The following is a 3345-nucleotide window of genomic DNA, read 5'->3' on the forward strand; positions in this document are numbered from 1 at the left end:
TGCTGGTTCGCCCATCTTTTGTAACCAACCATGTGGCTTCCAGCTTGGGCATCGGTAATCTGCCGATTACGTGAAAACTATCGAGTAGCGGGGGGCGTTTGCCATATTCAACGTTATGAACTTTTAGGTTTACCCCTGAAGCCGGTGCCCCCGTCAGCCCCTTGACCCGTAAATAATGATCACCACTCTGTTGCTCTGTTCGGAAAATGAGTGCAGCGCCACGGTGTTCACTTCCATAAGTTCCCCACATAGAGGCATTCGTGCACTGACGACTAAAACAGGCAACACGGCAAGGAGTAAAGTGGAGGTCTCTTAAAAAAGCATCGACATACATTTCAGGGAATCTCGACATCAGTGCAAGTAACTTGTGCCCCTCGTCAAGTCTTTCTATTCGAGTGAGCATACCCAAATCTAGTTCGTGACTCACCCTATTGGTAATGCTGGATAAAAGCTCAAGCTGATCCTCTATTGGCATGTTTGTCTTAGAGGGAGACAATGCCATTTCCTCCCAGCATTCCAGCGTAGTTTTTACTGGCTTTACATCTGAGGCTTTGGGAGGCAGTTCATCTCTTACCAGACCATGCTTTTTTAAAACGCGAAATAAGTGCGGCACTGCATCTTGATGCACCAAAAAAATCAGATTTATCAAGCGTTCTCGCCGCAGAGGCAGAGTTCGGCGACCTAGTATGTGGGCGAGTTCGGGAGCCTCGACAGTAGTGCACACGTCTGAACAAAGCTCATGATAGAGAGCCCGAAACATATCAGTCGGCAGGTCATCCTCTGTCAGCCAAGCATCGACTTTTGCTTCATGAATTTCATCGGGCTTATAGAGCAGCCATTTGTGCGTGTACCATAGCAATGAAAGGACATAGTGGTTGAAAAAATTCTCCCAAAGCACGTCATCTCCATCCCAGAACGCATCGCTGAGACCTTCCATAGGGTCATTAAGCTCCTCCGGTTTGGCAAAGTAGATCGTCTGTTTCTCCAGCTCCTGAAAACCACCATTTTCAGGAGTATCATCAAGAAGCGCCTTGGCACTTCTAAATCGAAACAAAAAGCTCCCATTATTCAGGCTGGATTTGGCTCGCTCTCTATTCATCAGCTAAATACCGTTAAGCAGGAGCACTCGTCATCAGCAACAACCTGTTTCAACTGAAGCATGACAGTGCAAGTTGAGTTTTATCAGGCAACAGCTGGCTCCTTTTGATCGACTTTGACTCTAACCTTGCCAGTTAACAGGTCTTGCATCAGGGCTTTTTTAGTTTTAATCAATCCTGCTAGCTTTCTTGTCATCGAGTTGACCTGACTATCCAGTGAGCTAATAGCTCCCCCTATAGTTTTCTGTTCATTCTCTGGCGGGAGAATGATTGGCAAATCAGCCAGTATTGAGGTGTTGAGATTCAGCATGGTTTGACCAACAGCGTTCGCATTGAGCCATTCAACCACTGGTGGCTGCATCAAGTAGCAGGATATAAAAATGGGGTCAATTGACGGAGCAAAACGCGCTTTAAGGCAACCAGTACCACAAAGCCAGCCCTCATTGGCTCTTTCAACCAATGCAAATCGACCAATATCACCGCGCCTAGCAAATAAAACATCGCCGTACTTCACTCTATGCTTTGAAAGCTGTTCAGCTCTTCCTAGTGGGATATAAGCAATGGTGCGGGAGTCAATTCGACTTCCCTTCATGTCCTTGGGCATGACAACAGGAACTCCCCACTCTACATATTCGTGAGCATGAAGCTGACTTCCAAACGGGCCGGTTTGCAACCCTTTCGGCACAACAATAGAGGCCAAATCAGTTACTTTCCAACTAGCCGGTATCCGCCCCACGGGTGAGTCTTTGAACTCGGTGTGGCCGATGCCCTTGGTCAGCAGCTCCTGCATCATGCCGGTTTTCAGGTCTTTAAGCTTGTCGATTTGGGCGCGTGTTTTTTCGATCACCTCATCAACGGATAACAGAATGGCAGCGATTTTTTTCTGTTCGGGGAGTGGCGGGGTATTGATCGGCAGAGTTTTTAAGTTTTCTAGCCGAATTCCCTTGACCGTAGACCCTGTTGCTAGCCCCTCAATAACATGTGACTTAGCAACATACCATTGAAGCAGGAAACGCCAGTCCACATCTGACCTAGGATAAAATGCTTTCAAATCCTGATTAATGGCTACATCCCGATCAAAGAAAACAGCCTTACCTACCGCCATTCGGCATGCAAGAATCAATGTATTTGCTGGTATAAGCTTGCTTGAACTATTTTCCAAGCCAGCTTCGGTAATAGACTCCTGAGTGTTGCATAAGGCAGTACCTCGTAAATCCTTTACTGTCGCCCAAGGAATAGACCCACCCCAAAAGCTTGGTTCATTTCGTGATGGAGTGCCACCGCCTTCAATTTTTTTAGCAAGGTTTCCCAGTTCCTCAGCACACCACCCCTCTGGTATCCGTTCACTCATACCCCAGCTCCTTCAGGTAACCCTTCATCACGTTCTCAGCTTCTGCAACCTGCTGATCCAGTTCTTTCAGCGAGACTTTGTACTTGTCCCACCAGCGCTCGACCTGGCTGATGACGGCTGAAGTGTTTTCAGCATCGGGAGCTTGCTGCTGGATGAGGTCACGCAGTTGTTCTTTGCTTGTAATGCTGGGTTTGAAGTCAAAGTAGTCGTTATCCCTGCGGTCAAACACACAGCTGACATCAAAATCGATCAGGATTTCTTCACGGATGTATTCGCTTTCCACTTCTCTGACCGGAATGCCGCCATGCAGGAGGGCGCGCACATCAAAGATTTCCGGGGGTGGGCTGGTGTCGGCATAACGGCGGATGTTCAGGTTGTAGTCGTTTTCAGCAATTTCATACAGGGGCACAACCTTGGAGTAGCGTTTGATTTCGGCATACTGGTCAAAGGTGCTGACGATTTTGTTGATGTCTTCCAGCCGCAGTTTGTTCTGGTTTTTGCCCTCTTCGTATTCCAGTTCACTGTTGATAAACAGCACCCTGCCCTTGCGTTCAGGTGCTTTGTTTTTGTTGATGATCAACAGGCAGGCGGGAATGCCGGTGCCATAAAACAAACCGGCTGGCAGGCCAATTACGGCTTCTAGCAGGTCGTCGGTCAGTATGCCTTTGCGGATTTCCCTTTCAGTAGCACCCCGAAACAGCACGCCATGCGGCATCACCACACCCATCATGCCTTCGGCATTGAGGCTGGCGATCATGTGCTGCACAAACGCCAGGTCTCCGGCATCCTTGGGCGGTGTGCCATAGGGGAAACGACCATAACGGTCATTGTCGGCTTCTTCTTTGCCCCATTTTTTCAGGCTGAAAGGCGGATTGGCGATAACACGATCAAAGGTCA

3 protein-coding genes are annotated in these 3345 nt (G+C 48.4%); all 3 read right to left on the reverse strand.

Translation table 11 applies throughout. The features are described 5' to 3' along the window. Window positions 1–1099, reverse strand: a 1099-nt coding sequence (locus IBX50_RS18760) for a hypothetical protein (protein WP_292257927.1), incomplete at its 3' end; no start/stop codon positions are given. Between the two features lie 83 nt (window positions 1100–1182). Further along, on the reverse strand, window positions 1183–2448 hold the full coding sequence (locus tag IBX50_RS18765) for a restriction endonuclease subunit S (RefSeq protein WP_292257928.1): 1266 nt from the start codon (window positions 2446–2448) through the stop codon (window positions 1183–1185). Continuing rightward, on the reverse strand, window positions 2441–3345 hold a 905-nt coding region (locus IBX50_RS18770), incomplete at its 5' end, for an N-6 DNA methylase (RefSeq protein WP_292257929.1). The genes IBX50_RS18765 and IBX50_RS18770, both read right to left, overlap by 8 nt.

This window comes from Marinospirillum sp. (assembly GCF_014859565.1).